We start from the raw sequence: 19831 nt of genomic DNA, 5'->3' as shown, positions 1-19831 counted from the left end.
GCGGGTCGCGGACGCGCACCCCAGGAGGCGTCGGCGCCTCCCGAGACGGCCGCTCCGGCGCCCGCCGCCGCCCCCGAGGCGACTCCTGCTCCCCCCGCGGCCGACAGTGCTCCGGCCGCCCCGGTGACCGCGGACGCACCCGACGCGTCGCCGGCGCCCGCGACGACCGGGAGCGGCTACCGCGTCCGCGCCGAGCGCCTGCCGATCATCGACCCGCAGCCGCGGCTCGAGGACGACCGCTGGCCCGCGAAGGCGTTCGTCGGCGAGGTCGTCCCCTTCGCCGCCACGGCCTTCCGCGAGGGGCACGACCTCATCGGCGTCGACCTCCTGCTGAGCTCGCCGTCCGGGGCCGAGTCGGAGCACCGCATGTCGCTCCTCGCGACCGGCACCGACCGCTACGGGCGCCTCGTGGCCCTCGACGAGGAGGGCGACTGGAGCTACCGCATCCGCGCCTACGCCGACGACTGGGCGACCTGGCTCCACACGGCCGAGGTCAAGATCCCGGCCGGCCTGGACATCGACGTCACCTTCGCCATCGGCGAGGGCCTGCTGCGCAGCGGCGCCGACGACTCCTCGCGGCCCGAGGGCGAGCGCAGCCTGCTCTTCGACACCGCCGCCCGAGTCGGCGACACCACGCTGAGCGCCGAGGAGCGCCTCGCCGCGGCGACCGATCCCGCCGTCCACGGCGCGCTCGACGCCCGCCCGGTGATGAGCCTCACCAGCGTCTCGGAGCCGCGCACCGTCCACGTCGAGCGCACCCGCGCCGGCGTCGGCGCCTGGTACGAGTTCTTCCCCCGCTCCGAGGGCGCCGTGCGCCACGAGGACGGGACCGTGACCAGCGGATCCTTCCGCACCGCGATCGACCGCCTCCCCGCGGTGGCCGCAATGGGCTTCGACGTGCTCTACCTGCCGCCGATCCACCCCATCGGCCGCTCCTTCCGCAAGGGCCCGAACAACACGCTCGACGCCGGCGAGAACGACCCCGGCTCGCCGTGGGCGATCGGCTCGGCCGAGGGCGGCCACGACGCGATCCACCCGGACCTCGGCACCGAGGACGACTTCCGCGCCTTCCACGCCGCGGTCGAGGCCGCGGGCCTCGAGCTCGCCCTCGACTTCGCCCTGCAGGCCTCGCCCGACCATCCCTGGGTCACCAGCCACCCCGAGTGGTTCACGACGCTCCCCGACGGCTCGATCGCCTACGCCGAGAACCCGCCGAAGAAGTACCAGGACATCTACCCGATCAACTTCGACAACGACCCCGAGGGCATCCGTCAGGAGTCGCTGCGGGTCCTGCGGCACTGGATCGACCTGGGCGTGCGGATCTTCCGCGTCGACAACCCCCACACGAAGCCGCTCGACTTCTGGGAGTGGATCATCCACGAGGTCAACGCCGAGCACCCCGAGGTCGTCTTCCTCGCAGAGGCGTTCACCCGCCCCGCGATCATGCGCGCGCTCGGCAAGGTCGGCTTCCAGCAGTCGTACTCGTACTTCACCTGGCGCAACACCAAAGAGGAGCTCGGCGAGTTCTTCACGAGCATCTCCCACGAGACCGCCGACTACATGCGGCCGAACCTCTTCGTGAACACTCCGGACATCCTCACCGAGTACCTCCAGTACGGCGGCCGCTCGGCGTACAAGGTGCGGGCGGCCCTGGCCGCGACCGCGTCGCCGCTGTGGGGCGTCTACGCCGGCTACGAGCTGGTCGAGAACGTCGCTCGCCCCGGCGCCGAGGAGAACATCGACAACGAGAAGTACGAGTACAAGACGCGCGACTGGGCCGGCGCCGAGGAGTCGGGCCGCTCGCTGGCGCCGTACATCACGCGCCTCAACGAGATCCGGCGCTCGCACCCCGCGCTCGGGCAGCTGCGGAACCTGCACGTGCACGGCAGCGACGACGACGCGATCCTCGTCTACTCCAAGCACCTGCAGGCCGCGTTCACGGGCACCGGGACCGACGACACGATCATCGTCGTCGTCAACACCGACCCGCACTCGGCCCGCGAGACCACGGTCCACCTCGACCTGCCCGCGATCGGGCTCGACTGGAGCGCGACCTTCGAGGTCGAGGACCTGATCACCGGCGCCGTCTGGACCTGGGGCAGCGACGACTACGTGCGGCTCGACTCGTTCGTCGAGCCCGTGCACATCCTGAGCGTGAAGGCGGACGAGCGATGAGCGGAACCACCCCCGAGGGCACGAGCCCGGCCGAGGAGGCGGGCCTCGGCGCGCACGCCGAGACGGTCCCCACGACGGGCACCAGCTCGGCGACCACCTCCGGCCACGGCGCGCACGTCGCCGACGCGGCGCCCGACGCTCGACAGCACCCCGGAGCGGACGGCGAGAACGCGCGCAGCTACGCGGTCGAGACGGTCCCGGAGGCGCCTCAGCCGGTCGAGGCCGACGACGCCGTGACCGTCGAGCCCGACGCCGACGACGCGGAGTCCGCTCCGGTCGGCAGCGGGGCCGAGGGCGACCTGCCCGACGACACGGACGCCGCCGATTCCGTCGCAGCCGACAGCGCCGCGCCCTTCGAGACGACCGCCGGCCCTGCCGAGACGACCGCGGACCCCGCCGAGACGACCGCGGACCCCGCGACCGCTTCGGGCCCCGTCGACGGCACCGCTGCGATCGCGCTGCCCGACATCCCCGAGTGGGTGCTGCAGCAGCTCGCCACCGGCAGCAACGCGCTCCCCCACGACGTCCTGGGCCAGCACCTCGTCGCGGCCCCCGGCGTCTCCGACCCGGTGACGGTCGTCCGCGTGCGCCGCCCGCTCGCCGAGAAGGTCGCCGTGGTGCTCGCCACCGGCGCCCGCGTCGAGCTCAGCCACCTCAGCGACGGGATCTGGCAGGGCTTCCACGTCCTCGGTCCGCAGGCGTACACCGTCGAGGCCCGCTACGGCGGCGGCGGCGAGTGGACCGCGGAGGACCCCTACCGCTTCTCGAAGACGGTCGGCGACTTCGACCTCTACCTCATCGGCGAGGGCCGCCACGAGCGCCTCTGGGAGGCGCTCGGCGCCCGTCACCGCGAGCACGAGGGGGTCTGGGGCACGAGCTTCGCCGTCTGGGCCCCGCACGCCCAGGCCGCTCGGGTCGTCGGCGACTTCAACGACTGGAACGGCGAGGGCCACTCCCTCCGCAACCTCGGGACGACCGGGGTCTGGGAGATCTTCGTCCCGGGCGTCGAGCCCGGAGCCTCCTACAAGTTCGACCTGCTCTCGCGTGACGGCCACTGGGTCCGCAAGGCCGACCCGATGGCCCGCGCCACGGAGGTGCCGCCCGCGACGGCGTCCAAGGTCCCCGTCTCGCACCACCAGTGGGGCGACTCCGGCTGGATGGAGAAGCGAGCCTCGGTCGATCCGCACACGCAGCCGCTCAGCGTCTACGAGATGCACCTCGGCTCCTGGCGTCCGGGACTGGGCTACCGCGACCTCGCGGACCCGCTGATCGAGTACGTCACCGAGCTCGGCTTCACGCACGTGGAGTTCATGCCGCTCGCCGAGCACCCGTTCGGCGGCTCCTGGGGCTACCAGGTCACCGGCTACTACGCCGCCTCGAGCCGCTTCGGCACGGCCGACGACCTCAAGTACCTGATCGACCGTCTGCACCAGGCCGGCATCGGCGTCATCGTCGACTGGGTGCCCGGGCACTTCCCCAAGGACGACTTCGCCCTCGCCCGCTTCGACGGCGAGCCGCTCTACGAGCACCCGGACTGGCGCCGCGGCGAGCAGATGGACTGGGGCACCTACGTCTTCGACTTCGGGCACACCCAGGTGCGCAACTTCCTCGTCGCGAACGCCCTGTTCTGGCTCGAGGAGTTCCACGTCGACGCCCTGCGCGTGGACGCCGTCGCCTCGATGCTCTACCTCGACTACTCCCGCAAGGAGGGCGAGTGGCTGCCGAACCAGTACGGCGGACGCGAGCACCTCGAGGCGATCAGCTTCCTCCAGGAGGTCAACGCCACGGCCTACAAGCTGCACCCCGGCATCATGATGATCGCCGAGGAGTCGACGAGCTGGCCCGGCGTCACCCAGCCCACCAGCTCCGGCGGCCTCGGCTTCGGGCTCAAGTGGAACATGGGCTGGATGCACGACTCGCTCGACTACATGGCGAACGACCCGCTCTGGCGCCAGTACCACCTGGGCGAGATCACCTTCTCGTTCGTCTACGCCTTCAGCGAGAAGTTCGTCCTGCCGATCAGCCACGACGAGGTCGTGCACGGCAAGGGCTCGCTGATCCAGAAGATGCCGGGCGACCACTGGCAGCAGCTCGCGAACGTGCGCGCCTACCTCGCCTTCATGTGGGCCCACCCCGGTAAGCAGCTGCTCTTCATGGGCCAGGAGTTCGGCCAGTACTCCGAGTGGAGCGAGGAGCGGGGCCTGGACTGGTGGATCCTCGATCAGCCGAGCCACCGCGGTCTCTGGAGCCTCGTCGGTCAGCTGAACCGCGTGTACCGCGACTCGCCGTCGCTCTGGGAGCTCGACCACGAGCAGTCGGGCTTCGAGTGGATCGACGGCGGCGCGGCGGCGGCCAACGTCGTCTCGTTCCTGCGCAAGGACAGCGAGGGTCGCCCGATCGCCGTCATCGCCAACTTCTCGGGCTCGCCCGTGCACGGCTACCGCGTGAGCCTGCCCACGGCCGGCCGCTGGGAGGAGCTCGTCAACACGGACGCCGAGATCTACGGCGGCAGCGGAGTCGGGAACTTCGGAGCGGTCGAGGCTCGCGAGGAGCCGTGGGCCGGCCGCCCGGCTTCCGCCGAGCTGGTCCTGCCCCCGCTGGCCGTGCTCTACCTGCGACCCGCCGACTGATCGGTCCCCGCACGGAAGAGGCCGCCCGCCGCGACGATCGTCGCGAGCGGGCGGCCTCTCGGCGTTCCGGCCGGCGTCAGTAGAGCAGGCCGGTGAGCCGGGCCCGAGCCTTGTTGACGCGCGGGTCGGTCTGACCGACGATCTCGAAGAGCTCCAGGAGGCGCGCGCGGACGGCGGCCTTCCCGTCGGCGTCGAGGCGCGGGAACATCGAGAGCAGCCGGTCGAAGGCGTCCTCGACGTGGCCACCCGAGACGTCGAGGTCGGCGACGGCGAGCTGCGCGTCGAGGTTCGACGGCTCCGCCGCGGCGGTCGAGCGGATGTCGTCGAGCGTGCGGCCCTGGAGGCGGGCCAGCAGCCGCACCTGAGCGAGACCGGCGACCGCGAGGTCGTCGCGCGGGTTCTGCGCGATGGCGGTCTCGTACTCGGTGATCGCCGCGGCGTAGTCGCCCCGGTCGATCGCGTCGTAGGCCTCCTGGTGGTGCGGCGGCAGCGGCTCCGTCTCGGGCTCCGCGCCCTCGGCGGGAGCGGCTCCCTCCACCGGCACCGTGCCCGTCACACCGTTCTGAGCGGCGAGCTGGAGGACCTGCTCGAGCAGGTCGCGCAGCTGCTCCTCGGCGACGAGGCCGCTGAACAGGGGCACCGGGCGGCCGCCGATGATCGCGGCGACCGTCGGCACGGACTGCACCTGGAACGCCTGCGCCAGCTGCGGGCTCGACTCCACGTCGACCCCGACGAGCACGAACGCGCCGGCGTACGAGACGACGACCTTCTCGAGCAGCGCGGTCATGCTCTGGCTCTGGTCCGACCAGGAGCCGCGCAGGTCGACGATCACCGGCACGCGCGACGAGAGCTGGACCACCTGGTCGAACTCGGCGTCGCCGGCGGTCAGCAGCAGCGGATTCGCGCCGGGCGCGCCTCCGGGAGCGGCGGGCGCGGCCGGGGCGCCGGCGGAGGCGGCGGGCGGGGTGCGGCGGTTCACCAGCGACGAGAGGTCGACGGCGCCGCGGAGGTTTCCGGGCAGGGGCGGGACGGTGCTCACGGCAGCTGCACCACCGAGACGAGTCCCTGGCTCCATCCGAGCATCACGATCTTCTCCTCCGATCCGACGGGCGGTACGTAGAACAGCAGTTGGTATCCGTAGGTGGTCTCGATGCCGGTCGTCGACTTGTCCGTGCCCAGCAGGGTCTGCGAGGCGCCGGAGGTCGAGACGGTCGAGCCCTCGGCAGTGGGGCGGACGGTCGACGTCTCGGCGATGCTCGCCGCGACGAGGGCCCCCGAGTCGTTCGTCGCGAGCGCGATCGTCGGCGACGTGCCGGCGGCGTTCGAGAACTCGATCGAGGCGGTGTCCGGCAGCGCCTCGCGGTCGGCGTTCTTCTTGTCGACGCCGACCTGCCCCCGGAGGGTGTCGCCGTCGGCCGCGAAGAGCTCGGCGTACTGGCTCGAGTCGCCGTTGGCGAGCACGTCCGCGTACGCGGAGCCGACGGTCTGCGGGGCGAGCTTCATCAGGCGCGAGTCGGGCGCCACGATCGACGTGCCGACGGTGACGGGCGCGACGTCGGGGATGCGCGCGTTGGCCTCGAGCGAGATGGCGTAGTCGACCTTGTAGTCGACGCGCGGGCTCGCCTGGCTCATCATCAGCGCGATCGGGGCCTGGGTGGAGTCCGTCGAGTTCTGCACGACGGCGGTCACCAGGCGCGGCCACGACTCCGTGTCCTGCGGGAGCACCAGGCTCACCGGGGAGGCCGGGATCGTCTGCGGCGGGTCGATCGTCCCGCCCTTGGCGACGACGTCGTAGTTGGTGGTGCGCTCGGTGAGCGCCTCGCCCTGGAAGCGCTCGGCGAGGATCCCGGCGTCCCGGGCGGCGTCGGCGCGCGACGCGACATCGGCGACCTCGGCGACGACGGCCTCCGCCTGCTGCGTGGTGACCACGGGGGTCGGCTCGGCCGAGACCGGCTCTGCCCCCGCGGTCGCCGTGGCGGACGCGGTCGGCGCCTCGCTCGCGCCCGCGGCGAGATCCGGCCAGTAGTCGGAGCTGCAGCCGGAGAGGAGGACCGTCGTCCCGAGGACGACGGGCAGCACCAGGGCGGCCCGGCGGCGCGAGGGCGCCGGCGACGCCGTGGAGGCCTGGATCCCGGCACGCGGCCGGGGGCGGCGGGTTCCGCGGGGGATCCGACCCTGCGGTCCCTTCCGGCGCGGGCCGTGCTGGCGGCGCAGGTGGACGAAGGCCCAGATGTAGAGGACGAGGCCGAGGAGGAGGAACACGGCTCCTCCGAGCAGCAGCGGGCCGGCGAGGGGCGTCGCGGTGTCCACGGGCCAGCTGACGCGCACGGAGTCGGCTGCCGGCGCGGTGCCGTCGCTCGCGATGAGGATGGAGACGTCCTCCGGCACGTCGAGCGCCAGGGTCACGCTGCCGCTCCCCTCGAACTCCTCGAGCCAGAGGTCGGAGCCGCGCGGATCGACGACCGCCGCGTCGGCGGTCTCGACGTCGGAGGAGAGCTGGACGCGCTCGCCCGTCTCCTCCGCGGAGGTGAGGGTGTCGTCGGCGCGCTCGTAGCCGATGGCGTCGTAGCTCGAGCCGCCCACCCAGCCCAGCACGTCGGAGGTCCGGGCGTAGGCGACGACGAGGTCGCCGCTGCCCTCGACCGTGATCGTCTGGCGTCCCGGGTTGGCGCCCAGGGTGCTGCCGTCGATCACCGCGTAGGGAGCGGAGGAGTCGAGCGCGGTCTCGGCGGTGAGGGACTCCGGAGGAGCCCAGACCGTCCGCTGACCGATGCCGAGCACGATCATCGCGGCAGCGATGACGGTGGCGATGATGGCGAAGACGAACCGCACGAAAGAACTCCTCCTGCGTTGCCGGATCGGGGTGACGGCCGGGGCCGGCTCGGGGTACGCAGCCGGACCGGGGCGCGACGGCAACAGACAAAGACAGTCCACGATAGCCGATGCCCTCCCTTTGATGCCCGGGAGAAGCCGAGAGTGCGGCCCGAGCGGCGCGCGGTGCGGGTGTCGCCCCGGCCGCGGCCTCCCTGCTGAATACACTTTCCCAGTGCCGCGAGCCCCACCGCGGTCCTGCTCTGAAGGAGACGACGTGGCGAACGACGAGGCCGAATTCACCCAGGTGTTCCGTGGCTACGACCGGGACGAGGTCGACAAGGCCGTCCAGGGCCTGCGCCGCGAGCTCATCCACTCGAACACCCAGGCGGCCGAGAGCGGCCGCGAGGTGAAGCGCCTGTCCTCCCGGATCGAGGGCCTCGAGAAGGAGCTGCAGCAGGTCGGCACTCCCACCTACGCCGGCCTGGGCGCCAAGCTCGAGCACACCCTGCGCGTGGCCGAGGAGCAGTCCGAGCGGATCATCGCCCAGGCCGAGAACGACGCCTCCGCCCTCCGCCGATCCACCCGCGACGACGGCGACCGCATCCTCCAGGAGGCGCGCGACGAGGCCGAGCGCCTGGTGACCGAGGCGCGCCGCCGTGCGGACCGGACCCGCGACGAGTCCGAGGCGCAGGCCGCGGCGACGCTCGGCAAGGCCGCCGACGACCGCGACGTGATGACCCAGGACGCCGTCCGCGAGGCCGCTGCGATCCGCGGCACCGTGGCGACCGAGGCCGCCGAGACCCGCGCCACCGCGAAGCGCGAGGCCGCCGCGATCCGCTCCGAGGCCGAGCGCGAGGCTGCGGAGATGCGCGCCGTCGCCGCCCGCGAGATCGAGGTCGCCCGCGCCGAGGCCGCTCGCCTCGCCCAGGCCAACGAGCTCCTGCGGGCCGAGGTCGCCTCCGAGGTGGACCGGCTCCGGGCGGCCGTCGAGGCCGAGGTCGCCCAGGCTCGCGCGGCGGTCGAGGCCGAGGTGCTCTCGACCCGCGCCGCGCTCGACGCCGAGGTCGCCGCCGCCCGCGCCGAGGGCGCCCGCGAGATCTCCGACCAGCGCACCCGGCTCACCCAGGAGCGCGCCGAGGCCGTCGCCGTGCTCGACGCCGAGCTGGCGGGCCTGCGTGCCGCGTCCGCCGACGAGGCCGCTGCGCTCTCGCGCGAGGTCGAGCAGGCCCGGATCGACCTGGTGGTCGAGCTCGCCGCGCGCCGCGAGGAGGCCGACCGCGACGACCTGCTCCGCCACCAGGAGGCCGTCGCGCAGACCCAGCGCTACCTCGACGAGTCGAACCTGCAGCTCGCCGACGCCATCCGACGCGCGAACGACAAGCGCCTCGAGGCGGACGCCCTCCGCAGCGACGCCCTCGACGACACGACGCGACTGCGCCGGAAGGCCCAGGACGACTCCGACGCCCTGCTCGACGACGCGCGCGACCAGGCGCAGAAGCTCGTCGCGGACGCGGAGCGCCGCAGCCGCGAGCTGATGGACACCGCCGAGCGGCGCCTCGACGAGATCCGCACCGAGCGCGACGCGATCGCCGGCTACGTGTCCGGACTGCGCGGGCTCATCGGCCACATCGACGGACTCGCGGACGACAGCGACGGCGACGGCTCCGACGGCAGCGGCTCTGACGGCGACGGCTCCGACGGCGGCTCGTCCGGCCGCTAGGCGGCCGCCGCGCGGGTCGGCTCAGCCGAGCTCGCCCGCCCACTCCGTCGGCAGCGGGGACGAGGCGGGCGCGACCACGCGCACGATCTCGTCGAGGACGCGCCGGGTCTGCGCCTCGCCGACCCAGAGGTGCTTCCCGCCCTCCACCGCGACGAGGTCCAGCTGCGGCACGCTCGCGAAGCGCTCGGCGGCCGCCTCCGGCCGCAGGTAGTCGTCGAACTCCGGGACGAGCGCCACGAGCGGGCGGCCGTCCTCGCCCCAGGCGGCGACCTCCTCCGCGCTCGTGCGGTGCAGCGGCGGCGAGAGCAGGATCGCTCCCTCGACGGGGTGCTCCCTCCCCCACTTCAGCGCGAGCTCGGTGCCGAAGGACCAGCCGACCAGCCAGGGGTGCGGCAGTCCGCGGTCCGCGACGAGGGCCAGGGCTGCGGCGACGTCGGCGCGCTCCTCGATGCCGTGTCCGAACGCGCCCTCGCTCGTGCCGCGCGGCGACGCGGTGCCGCGGGTGTTGAAGCGGAGGACCGCCAGGTCGGCGAGCGCGGGCAGCCGGGCGGCGGCCTTCCGCAGGATGTGCGAGTCCATGAAGCCGCCGTGGGTGGGCAGCGGATGCAGGGTGACCAGGGTCGCGACCGGCTCGTGCTCCAGGGGCAGCGCGAGCTCCCCCACCAGGGTCAGGCCGTCGGAGGTGTGCAGCTCGACGTCCTCGCGGCGGGCGGGGAGGACGACGCCTCCGCGGATCTCGTGGGTCATCGTGCTCCTCGGATTCTCCAGCAGTGCGTGTGCCAGTGGCGGCGGCCGGCCAGGTCGGCCGCGTCGCCGAGCGCGCCGTCGGCCCGCCAGGTGACCAGGTGCGGCTGGCCGATGTCGATGGTGAGCCCGCAGCCCGGGCAGAGGTAGTTCTTCACGGCCCGCGCTGCGGAGACGGGCTGGACGTTCCACTCCCGGCCGGCGTGCGACTCGGTGCGCCGGAAGCCGGCGAGCATCTGCGAGAGATCGCGCTGCTCGTCGTCGTCGTCACGGCGGCCGCCCCGGGGTCTGTTGCTGCGCGGCATCTCCCCAGTCTAGGAGGCCGCCGCCGGGCCCCTCCCGTCAGTGGGAGCTGTCGTCCATCTCGAGCCGGGTCTCCTCGGCGTCGAGCATCAGCTGCGCCCGCCGCAGCGTCCGCGAGGAGTAGACCCCGCGCCCCCGGGCGTCCAGCAGTGCCTCCCGCTCGGCGAGCAGGACCGCTCGGCGCAGCCGCAGGTACTGCGCGTGCGGGCCGAGGGGCGCATCCTCCGCGCGGCCGACCTGTTCCCACGCCACCTGCGAGCGGGTCAGAGTGTCGCGGCGCACGCGCTCGAGGACGCGCTCGCCCGCCTCGCCGTCGGGCAGCTCCGCCACCGCCTCGGGGAGGGCCTGGATGCCCGTGGCCGCGACCTCGTCGAGCAGCGTCGCGAGCTCGCGGCGGTCGGCCTCTCCGTCGGTGCCCTGGATGCCGGTGAGCCGGATCAGCGCGGGGAGCGTCGCACCCTGCAGGAGCAGCGTCACGACGGCGACGGTGAAGGCGATCAGGATCAGCTGGGAGCGGTAGGGAGTCTCGTCCGGCAGCGACTGGGCCGCGGCGAGCGTGACCACGCCGCGCATCCCGGACCAGGACAGGACGACTCCGCCGCGCCAGCCGAACGCCTCGCTCGCGGTCGCGGCCAGGTCGGTCTCGCGCCGGAGGTAGAGCCGCTCCGCTCTCACCTGCCGCCGCCGGAAGCGCTCATCGCTGGTGGCGCTGTTGCGCAGTCGCATGAGGCCCACCGCCAGCCGCCGGTTGATCCGCTCCGCCCGCCGACCGGAGCTGCGCAGCCACAGGAGCAGCGGCCACACGAAGAGGGCCCGCAGCACGATCAGGATGACCACGGTGGCCAGACCCAGCAGCACCGCGGTGCCCACTCCGAACTCGCCCGGGTCCACGACCCCGGAGACGATCGCCTTGATCTCGGCGCCCATGAGCAGGAAGACGCCGTTCTCGAGCAGGAACTGCGCCGTCCGCCAGTTCACCCGCTCGCTGATCCGCGACTGCGGCGAGAGGAAGCGCGCGCTGTTGTGCCCCGTGTAGATCCCGGTGACCACGACGGCGAGCACCCCGGACGCGCCCAGCTCCTCGGCCGGGATGTAGGCCAGGAACGGCACGGCGAAGGACACGGCGGTGTCGAGCACCGGGTCCCGCAGCTTCGAGCGCACGAAGACGGTGAGCACGCCCATCACCAGTCCGAGGACGATCGCCATCAGGACGGAGTAGACGAAGAGGACCCCCACCTCGCCCACGTCGATCGCGTCGGTCGTGACGGAGGCGCCGACCACGGCCGCCGCAGCCGTCGCGGCGCGCAGCAGCACCAGCGCCGACGCGTCGTTCACGAGGCTCTCGCCCTCGAGCACCGTCACCAGGCGGGGCGGGAGTCCGAGCTTCTTGCCGATCGAGGTCGCGGCCACCGCGTCGGTCGGGCTCACGACGGCGCCCAGAGCGATCGCTGCGGGCAGGCTCAGATCGGGGAACACGAGGTAGAGGAAGCCGCCCACCACGAGGGCGGTCACGACGACCAGCAGCACCGAGAGCCCGAAGATCGAGCGCAGGTTCCGCCGGAAGTCGGTGAGGGGCACCTGGATCGCGGCCGAGTACAGCAGCGGCGGCAGCACGCCCGCGAGGATCAGCTCAGGCTCGACCTCGATGTCCGGGACCCCGGGGAGGTAGGACGCGCCGATCCCGATGACGACCAGGAGCAGCGGTGCGGCGATTCCAAGGCGGCTCGAGAACCGCGCGACGGTGACGACCGTGATGATCCCGACGACCCCGAGCAGCGCGTAATCCACGGCACCAGGGTAGCGAGAGCCTCAGCCCGTCGGACGCTGTGCCGAGCGGAGGAGAACGATCAGTACCAGCCGACCGACTCGGAGTGGGCCCAGGCGCCGCAGGGCGAGCCGTAGCGGCCGGAGATGTAGCCGAGGCCCCAGGTGATCTGGGTGCTCGCGTTGGTCGCCCAGTCGGAGCCGGCCGACGCCATCTTGCTGCCGGGGAGTGCCTGCGGGATGCCGTAGGCACCGCTGGACTTGTTCTCGGCGTAGACGTTCCAGCCGGACTCGCGGTTCCAGAGGAGGACGAGGCAGTCGTACTCGCTGTCGGCCCAGCCGCGCTGCACGATCATGTCGTACGCGATCGCCTTCGCGGATCCGGGATCCGGAGCGGCGGCGCGCTGGACGGGAGCGGCGGTCTCGGCCTCGGCGGAGCCCGACTCCTCCTCGTCGACGGTCGCGGAAGCGGTCTGAGTCTCGGTCGGAGTGGGCGTCGGGGTCGGAGTGGGCGTCGGCTTCGCCTCGGCGCCGAACGAGTCGCGCTGGACGGTCCGCTCGACGGCGTCCGCGACGACGAGCCGCTGCGCGGAGTCGCCGTTGAAGCGCGCCGGGGCCTGGTAGTAGGGGGAGGCGACCGCGCCACTGGACGGATCGACGACGTTCACCATGGCGAACGCGATCGACGCCGTGAAGGCCAGCACCGTCACCGGGACCCGAGCCCAGGAGCGCCGCACCGGGGTCTGGTGCGGGACCGCCGGGCGACCGCTGGTGCGGTTCGCGGGCGTGTGGGCGACGGAGGTCTGAGGATGCTGAGCCACGATTACGAAAGCATAACGGACGATGACCTGATCGGCCAGCAGATCCGGCTCCGGTCAGCGGACCGCCAGCATCACATCGACGACCGTGTCGAGCAGCAGGTCGACCTGCGCCTCGGCGTACCCGCCGCGCTGCGGGGCGAAGGAGACGGTCCGCACGTCGTCCACGGTCAGCACCGATCCGTCGCGGAAGTACCCGGAGATCCGGTCGGCGAAGGCGTCGACCTGGCGGATGTTGTAGCCCGTCGTGAGAGCGCCGGCCCGGGTGAACCGCTCGCGGGGAGCGCGGGCCAGCCGGTTCACGATCTCCTGGGCGGTCGACCGCGCGTCCGCGAGCCACGCCTCCTCGCCCCGGGCCGCGATCGCGTACTGGCGCTCCCGCAGGGCGAAGGCGTCCTCGAGGCGCTCGAGCGCCGCATCGACGTGGGGCGCGGAGTAGCCGCCCTTGCGCAGGGTGAACGCGGTGTGGCGCAGGTCGGCGGCGCGGAGGTCCGCCGGTCCCCCGGAGAGCTGCGAGTAGGCCTCGCGCGCCGACGCGAGGAAGGAGTCGACCTCGGCCGTGTCGTAGCCGGGACGGGACTCGCGGGCTCGGGGGAAGGGAGCGGTCATCCCGACATCATGCCAAGCCGCGCGCCGGGAGCGGAATCGGCACGCCCCGGTGAGGCGTGCGCTCAGTGGGCGAAGAGGAAGTACAGCACGTAGGCTGCTGCGGCCGACGGCAGGATCGAGTCCAGCCGGTCGAGGACTCCTCCGTGGCCGGGCAGCCACGAGCTCATGTCCTTGATGCCGATGTCGCGCTTGATCAGCGACTCGGCGAGGTCGCCGAGCGTCGCGGTGAGCAGCACCACCGCCCCGAACACCGCGCCGACCCACCAGGGCTGGCCGAGCATCAGCAGGGCGAGCAGGACGCCGACGCCGATTCCCGCGACGGCAGCACCGGCGAACCCCTCCCAGGTCTTCTTCGGGCTGATCCGCGGTGCCATCGGGTGCTTGCCCCAGGTGAGTCCGCTCACGTAGGCGCCGGTGTCGACGACGATCACGAGCACCAGGAACGCGAACGCCCAGAGCTGGCCGCCGGGCTCGGCGACGAGACGGATCGCGAAGGCGCCGAGGAAGGTCGTGTAGCCCTGGACGAACGCGCCGAGGCCGATGTCGAGGGCGAGGTCCCTCCGGCTGGAGGCGGTGCGCCGGAAGAGCTGCTCCCCCAGCCGCCAGAGGCCGACGAGGACGGATCCGCCGAGGACCGTGGCCCACGCGGCGCCGAGGCCGCCGTAGTAGGCGGCCGGCACGGCGACGACCGCCACGATCCCGGTCGGGATGCGCGGGATGTCCCGACCGGCGTGGCGCAGAGCGTTCGAGAGCTCCAGCGCCGCGAGCAGCACCACCACCCCCGCGAGCACCATGAAGAGCTCCTTGACCAGGAGGAGGCTGACGACCATCGCGCCGCCGCCGAGGAGTCCGATCGCGGTCGCCGACACGAGGTTCCGGCCGGAGCGCGCGGTCAGGCGGTCGTTCGTCGCCTCGAGCTGGGCGCGGGTCGCCTCGAGCTGGCGCTCGACGTCGGCCCGGCCCTGCTGGGCGCGCGCACGCAGCGCGTCGCGGGTGACCATCCGGGATCCCCGGGCACCCGGGACGTGCGGAGACGGTCTCTTCTCGCCGCCCTCGGGTCCTTCGGGGATCTCGGGCACCGCTACACCTCGAGCAGTTCGGATTCCTTGCGCTTGAGCGCCTCGTCGATCGCGTCGACGTGCTGCTTCGTGAGCGCCTCGAGCTCCTTCTCGCCGCGGGAGAGCTCGTCGTCGCCGATGTCGCCCTTCAGCGCGTCGAGGTCGTCCTTGCCCTTGCGGCGGATGTTGCGCACCGCGATCTTGGCGTCCTCGGCCTTGGTGCGGACGATCTTGACGAACTCCTTGCGGCGCTCGGCGGTGAGCTCCGGCAGGGTCACCCGGATGATCGTGCCGTCGTTGGTCGGGTTCGCGCCGAGGCTCGGCATGTCCCGGATGGCCTGCTCGATGTCGCGGAGCGAGCCCTTGTCGTAGGGCGTCAGGACGAGCGTGCGGGCCTCCTGGTTCTGCATCGAGGCGAGCTGCGACAGCGGCGTCGGGGTGCCGTAGTAGCTCACCAGCACCTTCTGGAACATGCCGGGGTTCGCGCGTCCGGTGCGGACCGTGGAGAAGTCCTCCTTGGCGACCTCGACGGCCTTGCCCATCTTGGTCTTCGCGTCGGCCAGTACATCCGAGATCACAGGGAGCTCCTTAAGAGAGGGAAGTGGTCAGTCTAGTTCGAGACGAGCGTGCCGAGCTCGGCGCCGCGGATGGCCTTCGCGACGTTGCCCGAGGGCTCCATGCCGAAGACCTGCATCGGCATGCCGTTGTCCATGCAGAGGCTGAACGCGGTGGAGTCGACCACCTTGAGGCCCCGCTGGAGCGCCTCCTGGTAGGTCAGCGCGTCGAGCTTCTTCGCGTCGGGGTTCGTCCGCGGGTCGGCGTCGTACACGCCGTCCACGCCGTTCTTGGCGACGAGGACCACGTCGGCGTGCGTCTCGAGCGCGCGCTGCGCGGCGACCGTGTCGGTCGAGAAGTACGGGAGTCCGGCGCCGGCGCCGAAGATGACGACGCGGCCCTTCTCCATGTGCCGGATCGCCCGGCGGGGGATGTAGGGCTCCGCGACCTGCGTCATCGCGATCGCTGACTGCACGCGCGTCTCGGCGCCCGCCTGCTCGAGGAAGTCCTGGAGGGCGAGGGCGTTCATCACCGTGCCCAGCATGCCCATGTAGTCGGCCCGGCCGCGGTCCATGCCGCGCTGCGAGAGCTCGGCTCCGCGGAAGAAGTTGCCGCCGCCGACGACCACCGAGATCTCCACCTCGGTCGCGGCATCGGCGATCTCGCGCGCCAGGGCGCTGATCACGTCAGGGTTCACGCCGAGCGTGCCGGCTCCGAACGCCTCCCCCGACAGCTTCAGAAGCACCCTGCGGCGCTTGCCCGTCGTCATCGCATCCGTCTCCGTCATGGACGTTTCCTCCCGTAGACCCGTACAAACCTATCCCGCGCGGAGCGGGCCCCGCGACCACGCCCGGGACCGCCCCGGGCAGAGCGAAGGGAGCCCGGGTCGACTGAACGACCCGGACTCCCTCCTGCAGTGCTGTTAGGCGCCGACCTTGAAACGGGCGAAGCCCGACACGGTCAGGCCCGCGTCGCTAAGGACCTTTCTGACGGACAGCTTGTTGTCCTTCGCGTAGTCCTGGTCGAGCAGGGCGACCTGCTTGAAGTACGCGTTCACGCGTCCCTCGATGATCTTCGGCAGGGCGGCCTCGGGCTTGCCCTCGCCGCGCGAGATCTCCTCGACGATGCGGCGCTCGTTGTCGACCTCGGACTGCGGCACGTCCTCGCGCGAGAGGTAGGACGGGTTCGCGAACGAGATGTGCTGGGCGACGGAGCGCGCGGTCTCGGCGTCCTCACCCGCGTAGCCGACGACCACGCCGACCTGCGGGGGCAGGTCCTTGTTCGTCTTGTGGAGGTAGATCGCGAAGTGCTCGCCCGAGACGGAGGCCACGCGGCGCAGCTCCACCTTCTCGCCGAGGATCGCGGCCTCGTCGTTGATGAGGTCGGCGACGGTCTTGCCGTCGGCGGGGGCCGCGAGGGCCTCCTCGACCGTGGTGGAGCCGGCGGCGACCACCGCGGCGAGCACGGCGTCGGCGAGGGCGATGAACTTCGTGCCCTTGGCGACGAAGTCGGTCTCGCAGGCGAGCTCGATCATCGTGGCGACGCCGTCCTTCTCGGCGGCGGCGACGAGGCCCTCGCTCGTCGAGCGGTCGGCGCGCTTCGCGTTGCCCTTGGCGCCCTTGAGGCGGAGGATCTCGACCGCCTTGTCCAGGTCGCCGTCGGCCTCGACCAGCGCGTTCTTCGTGTCGACCATGCCGGTACCGAGCTGCTCGCGCAGCGTCTTGACGTCAGCGAGGCTGAAATTTGCCATGTTCTCGGAACTCCTCTTGGTTCGGAAACCCTGTGGCGCCGTCACTCGCGGCGGGCTCACGGGAGGAGCCCAGCACGCCGAGGTGACGGCGGTTCTTACTCGTGGTGAACGTGCACCGACCGAGCGGGGGCCGGACGACCGCGGGTGCGGCGTCCGACCCCCGTCACGGAACGGGGTGTCAGGCGGTGGCGGTCTCGTCGGTCGAGGTCGCGGCGGCGTCGGCCTCGGGGGCCTCCTCCGCGGCGGGGGTCTCGGCCTCGACGACGGCCTCGTCGGCGGTCTCGGCCTCGGCGTCGGCGACCTTCTCGGTCTCCGCGCCGGCCTGCTCGTTCGGCTCCTGCACGTCGGCGGCGGGCGCACCGGTGGAGAGCAGCTCCTGCTCCCACTCGGCCAGCGGCTCGACGGCGGAGACGTTGCCCTCGGCCTCGGGCTTCTGGTGGCGCTGGATGAGGCCCTCGGCCGCGGCGTCGGCGACGATGCGGGTGAGCAGGCTCACCGAGCGGATCGCGTCGTCGTTGCCCGGGATCGGGTACTGGACCTCGTCCGGGTCGCAGTTCGTGTCGAGGATGCCGATGACCGGGATGCCCAGCTTCTTGGCCTCGTCGATCGCGAGGTGCTCCTTCTTGGTGTCGACGACCCAGAGGGCCGACGGCGTCTTCGAGAGGTTGCGGATGCCGCCGAGCGACTTGTGCAGCTTGTCGAGCTCGCGCTTCTTGATGAGGAGCTCCTTCTTGGTGAAGCCGCTCTTCGACGTGTCGTCGAAGTCGAGCTCCTCCAGCTCCTTCATGCGGGCGAGGCGCTTCGAGACCGTCTGGAAGTTGGTCAGGAGGCCGCCGAGCCAGCGCTGGTTCACGTAGGGCTGGCCGACGCGGGTCGCCTGCTCCGAGATCGCGTTCTGCGCCTGCTTCTTGGTGCCGACGAAGAGGATGGTGCCGCCGTGGGCGACCGTCTCCTTGACGAAGTCGTAGGTCTTGTCGATGTAGGCCAGCGACTGCTGGAGGTCGATGATGTAGCTGCCCGAGCGCTCGGTCAGGATGAAGCGCTTCATCTTCGGGTTCCAGCGACGGGTCTGGTGCCCGAAGTGGACGCCGCTGTCGAGCAGCTGGCGCATGGTGACGACTGCCATGAGTCGTTCTCCTTGTCTCGGGGCCCGGGCGCACGACGGCGCCGAACTCCCGTTCGGTTGTCTGCGACGGCCGGTCGGCACGTCGCCCTGGCGCCCGGCGCACTCCCGCCCCGGCCGCGTGAGCGGAGAGGGACCGTGGGGAGCGGAGGCCGAATGGGCGCGCGTAGTCACCCCGACGAGCGAGGTGCTCCGTGGAGTCTAGCACCAGGACGGCCGCCTCCCCCGCTGCTGCGGGAGGGCGGCCGTCGGGGCGCGGGAGGCCGGTGCTACTTGCGCGCCGACTTCATCACGGTGCGGATGTGCAGGGTGTCCATCTCCTCCAGCGAGCGGCCCTTGGTCTCGGGCACGAACATGAAGACGAAGACGAACGAGATCGCCGCGAAGGCGGCGTAGAGGCCGTAGGCCAGGGTGAGCGACACGTCCTGCGAGAGGATCGGGAAGGTCACCGTGATGGCGAAGTTCGCGATCCACTGGGCCGAGGCCGCCAGGCCGAGGGCGGCCGCCCGGATCCGGTTCGGGAAGATCTCGCCGAGGAGGACCCACACCAGCGGGCCCCAGGTCGCACCGAAGAAGACGACGAACGCGTTCGCCGAGACGAGGGCGACCGGCCCCCACGCGCCGGGCAGCGAGACGTCCTCTCCGCTGATCGTCGACTGGCTGAAGGCGATGGCCATCAGCGCGAGCGAGACGGCCATGCCGGCCGAGCCGACCAGCAGCAGCGGCTTCCGGCCGACCTTGTCGACCAGGAAGATCGCCACGAAGGTGACGACGACGTTCACGACCGAGGTGAAGACCGAGATCGCGAAGGAGTTGGACTCGTCGAATCCGACCGCGCTCCAGAGCGAGGTGGAGTAGTAGAAGATCACGTTGATGCCCACGAACTGCTGGAACACCGACAGCAGGATGCCGACCCAGACCACGGGGAGCAGGCCGAGGGCGGGACCGCGGAGGCTGGAGCGCTTCGCGTTCTCGGAGTCCTCGTCGATCTTCTTCTGGATGTCCGCGAGCGCCTCGTCGACCTCGTCGCGCGGCGTGACCGTCGCGAGCACCGCGCGGGCGTCCTCGGAGCGGCCGCGGGTCGCGAGGTAGCGGGGCGACTCCGGCAGGGTCAGGGCCAGGAGGCCGTAGATGACGGCCGGCACAGCGCAGGCGATGAACATCCAGCGCCAGGCGGCGACGCCGAACCAGAAGGGCTCGGAGGCGCCGTCCGCGCCGTTCGCGATGAGGGTGTCCGAGAGCAGGGCGGCGAAGATGCCGAGCGTGATCGCCAGCTGCTGCAGCGACGCGAGGGCTCCGCGGATGGCCTTGGGCGCGATCTCCGAGATGTAGGTCGGAGCGATCACGGAGGCGATGCCGATGCCGAGGCCGCCGACCACGCGCCAGAGCACGAGGTCCCAGACCGCGAACGCCGCGCCGGCGCCGATGGAGGAGATGAAGAAGAGCCCGGCGCCGAGCAGCATGACCTTGATGCGGCCCCAGCGGTCGGCGAGGCGGCCCGCGAGGTACGCGCCGAGTGCGCAGCCGAGCAGCGCGGAGGCGACGGCGAAGCCGATCAGCGCGGCCGAGAGCTGGAACTCGCCCTGCACCGCCTCCACGGCACCGTTCACCACCGACGAGTCGAAGCCGAAGAGGAAGCCGCCGACCGCCGCCGCGATCGCAAGGCCGATCACCTTCCTCTTCAGCTTCGCCGCCGAGGGGTTCGGGATGTCCGCTCTCCCGCTGGTCGTGTCAGATCGTCCGCTGGTCATGGTCGTCTCCGATTCTC

16 protein-coding genes are annotated in these 19831 nt (G+C 72.0%); 3 read left to right on the top strand and 13 right to left on the bottom strand.

All coding sequences use genetic code 11. From position 1 onward, the window contains the following. Positions 1 to 204: 204 nt before the first annotated feature. Both C5C33_RS05200 and glgB read left to right on the top strand, forming a co-directional pair. Complete coding sequence (locus C5C33_RS05200) at positions 205 to 2175, top strand: alpha-1,4-glucan--maltose-1-phosphate maltosyltransferase (protein WP_258069185.1); 1971 nt, start codon at positions 205 to 207, stop codon at positions 2173 to 2175. Further along, positions 2172 to 4805, top strand: a complete 2634-nt coding sequence (gene glgB / locus C5C33_RS05195; protein ID WP_104260594.1) for a 1,4-alpha-glucan branching protein GlgB — start codon at positions 2172 to 2174, stop codon at positions 4803 to 4805. The genes C5C33_RS05200 and glgB overlap by 4 nt, the downstream gene beginning before the upstream one ends. Positions 4806 to 4881: 76 nt before the next feature. Here the strand turns inward: glgB and C5C33_RS05190 are convergent, their stop codons facing one another. Next, positions 4882 to 5844 carry a tetratricopeptide repeat protein gene (locus tag C5C33_RS05190; RefSeq protein ID WP_104260593.1) on the bottom strand — a complete coding sequence of 321 codons (963 nt, stop codon included), beginning with the start codon at positions 5842 to 5844 and terminating at the stop codon, positions 4882 to 4884. Further along, complete coding sequence (locus tag C5C33_RS05185; RefSeq protein ID WP_104247619.1) at positions 5841 to 7637, bottom strand: hypothetical protein; 1797 nt, start codon at positions 7635 to 7637, stop codon at positions 5841 to 5843. The genes C5C33_RS05190 and C5C33_RS05185 overlap by 4 nt, the downstream gene beginning before the upstream one ends. 256 nt (positions 7638 to 7893) lie before the next feature. Here C5C33_RS05185 and C5C33_RS05180 point away from each other — a divergent pair, with 256 nt between their 5' ends. Further along, positions 7894 to 9339 carry a DivIVA domain-containing protein gene (locus tag C5C33_RS05180; RefSeq protein ID WP_104260592.1) on the top strand — a complete coding sequence of 482 codons (1446 nt, stop codon included), beginning with the start codon at positions 7894 to 7896 and terminating at the stop codon, positions 9337 to 9339. Between the two features lie 21 nt (positions 9340 to 9360). Here the strand turns inward: C5C33_RS05180 and C5C33_RS05175 are convergent, their stop codons facing one another. The 11 genes from C5C33_RS05175 to C5C33_RS05125 form a co-directional block, all read right to left on the bottom strand. After that, entirely contained in the window at positions 9361 to 10086 is a 726-nt protein-coding gene (locus C5C33_RS05175) for an alpha/beta hydrolase (protein WP_104260591.1), read from the bottom strand. Beyond that, complete coding sequence (locus tag C5C33_RS05170; RefSeq protein ID WP_181027199.1) at positions 10083 to 10388, bottom strand: hypothetical protein; 306 nt, start codon at positions 10386 to 10388, stop codon at positions 10083 to 10085. The genes C5C33_RS05175 and C5C33_RS05170 overlap by 4 nt, the downstream gene beginning before the upstream one ends. Positions 10389 to 10425: 37 nt before the next feature. Next, positions 10426 to 12174 (bottom strand): sodium:proton antiporter, encoded by a 1749-nt coding sequence (locus C5C33_RS05165; protein WP_104260590.1) that lies wholly within the window; start codon positions 12172 to 12174, stop codon positions 10426 to 10428. Between the two features lie 59 nt (positions 12175 to 12233). Next, on the bottom strand, positions 12234 to 12971 hold the full coding sequence (locus C5C33_RS05160) for a lytic transglycosylase domain-containing protein (RefSeq protein ID WP_258069183.1): 738 nt from the start codon (positions 12969 to 12971) through the stop codon (positions 12234 to 12236). A 54-nt stretch (positions 12972 to 13025) separates the two neighbouring features. After that, positions 13026 to 13577 (bottom strand): DivIVA domain-containing protein, encoded by a 552-nt coding sequence (locus C5C33_RS05155; protein WP_104226865.1) that lies wholly within the window; start codon positions 13575 to 13577, stop codon positions 13026 to 13028. A gap of 62 nt (positions 13578 to 13639) precedes the next feature. Further along, a complete protein-coding gene (locus tag C5C33_RS05150) occupies positions 13640 to 14578 on the bottom strand; it encodes a phosphatidate cytidylyltransferase (RefSeq protein WP_104257363.1) in 939 nt (312 codons plus the stop codon). 80 nt (positions 14579 to 14658) lie between these two features. Further along, positions 14659 to 15213, bottom strand: a complete 555-nt coding sequence (gene frr, locus C5C33_RS05145; protein WP_104260588.1) for a ribosome recycling factor — start codon at positions 15211 to 15213, stop codon at positions 14659 to 14661. A 32-nt stretch (positions 15214 to 15245) separates the two neighbouring features. After that, complete coding sequence (gene pyrH / locus C5C33_RS05140) at positions 15246 to 15959, bottom strand: UMP kinase (protein ID WP_374952923.1); 714 nt, start codon at positions 15957 to 15959, stop codon at positions 15246 to 15248. A gap of 153 nt (positions 15960 to 16112) precedes the next feature. Further along, a complete protein-coding gene (tsf, locus tag C5C33_RS05135) occupies positions 16113 to 16940 on the bottom strand; it encodes a translation elongation factor Ts (protein ID WP_104260587.1) in 828 nt (275 codons plus the stop codon). 178 nt (positions 16941 to 17118) lie between these two features. Further along, complete coding sequence (gene rpsB / locus C5C33_RS05130) at positions 17119 to 18066, bottom strand: 30S ribosomal protein S2 (RefSeq protein WP_104223896.1); 948 nt, start codon at positions 18064 to 18066, stop codon at positions 17119 to 17121. A 266-nt stretch (positions 18067 to 18332) separates the two neighbouring features. Beyond that, entirely contained in the window at positions 18333 to 19814 is a 1482-nt protein-coding gene (locus tag C5C33_RS05125; protein ID WP_104260586.1) for a sugar porter family MFS transporter, read from the bottom strand. Between the last annotated feature and the right edge of the window lie 17 nt (positions 19815 to 19831).

It is taken from the genome of Rathayibacter sp. AY1H3 (assembly GCF_002932015.1).
This window is presented reverse-complemented; position numbering and strand designations above follow the sequence as displayed.

What these genes read in the sequence shown, in the direction of transcription:
- C5C33_RS05170 (WP_181027199.1), bottom strand. Translation starts at nt 10,388, where the DNA reads ATGCCGCGCAGCAACAGACCCCGGGGCGGCCGCCGTGACGACGACGAC.
- C5C33_RS05125 (WP_104260586.1), bottom strand. Translation starts at nt 19,814, where the DNA reads ATGACCAGCGGACGATCTGACACGACCAGCGGGAGAGCGGACATCCCG.
- C5C33_RS05175 (WP_104260591.1), bottom strand. Translation starts at nt 10,086, where the DNA reads ATGACCCACGAGATCCGCGGAGGCGTCGTCCTCCCCGCCCGCCGCGAG.
- glgB (WP_104260594.1), top strand. Translation starts at nt 2,172, where the DNA reads ATGAGCGGAACCACCCCCGAGGGCACGAGCCCGGCCGAGGAGGCGGGC.
- C5C33_RS05155 (WP_104226865.1), bottom strand. Translation starts at nt 13,577, where the DNA reads ATGACCGCTCCCTTCCCCCGAGCCCGCGAGTCCCGTCCCGGCTACGAC.
- C5C33_RS05150 (WP_104257363.1), bottom strand. Translation starts at nt 14,578, where the DNA reads ATGGTCACCCGCGACGCGCTGCGTGCGCGCGCCCAGCAGGGCCGGGCC.
- pyrH (WP_374952923.1), bottom strand. Translation starts at nt 15,959, where the DNA reads ATGACGACGGGCAAGCGCCGCAGGGTGCTTCTGAAGCTGTCGGGGGAG.
- rpsB (WP_104223896.1), bottom strand. Translation starts at nt 18,066, where the DNA reads ATGGCAGTCGTCACCATGCGCCAGCTGCTCGACAGCGGCGTCCACTTC.
- tsf (WP_104260587.1), bottom strand. Translation starts at nt 16,940, where the DNA reads ATGGCAAATTTCAGCCTCGCTGACGTCAAGACGCTGCGCGAGCAGCTC.